Source organism: Vibrio sp. Vb1980, from assembly GCF_033338615.1.
Classification (GTDB): Bacteria; Pseudomonadota; Gammaproteobacteria; order Enterobacterales; family Vibrionaceae; genus Vibrio; species Vibrio alginolyticus.
This window is the reverse complement of record NZ_JAWOSZ010000105.1, coordinates 1-625: the sequence shown is the minus strand read 5'-3', so window position 1 is coordinate 625 and position 625 is coordinate 1. Positions and strand designations below refer to the sequence as shown.

Here is a 625-nt window from a genome sequence, read left to right as displayed (position 1 = left end):
GATACCAAAACGAAAAACGTAAGTATGATTTACATATAAATATCGAAGATTTGAAAAAACAAGAACAGGATTTACTCACTAAGGTTTCTAACCTCAAACGTCAAAGAAGCGAACTCTACAACGGAAAAACATCATCGAAAATTTCCGAAGAAATTACCGAACTTAGGCAAACTTACGCTACTGGTAAGCGCCTCATTGAAGATCAAAGACGTGAAAAAAGAAGTCTGAATACCGAAATTAAACAGTTGAAAGAGCAAATAGAATCTTCTGATCAAGACATACTTAACGCTAAATGGCTCAAGCGTGTTCTCGAAAGGTTTGACTGTACCTTTGGAGATTTAGAACAAGAACTTACCCAAATAGTGCAACTATCTGAATCCATTGAGGACTATGAGAATCGGTCCAATCGTGCCAGAAATGCTCTTTCAGAACTTGAATCAAAGGTCGAAAAAAAGCAGAAAGACCTATCCGAAGCCTTAAAAGGTATTGAGTATTACAACAAAGAAAAATTCAAATTGTTCAGAGAACACAAAAAGCTTAAAGATCTGGTTGAGAATGGTGATGTGTAATGACTACGACTATCAATAAACGGCTAATCACTCACATCTATGATCCTCACACGCAC

At 36.5% G+C, this 625-nt stretch carries 1 pseudogene; it reads left to right on the top strand.

Annotated features, from left to right (window positions below):
- Positions 1-569: pseudogene (locus tag R7F64_RS23995) on the top strand (hypothetical protein); the annotation flags it as partial.
- Between the last annotated feature and the right edge of the window lie 56 nt (positions 570-625).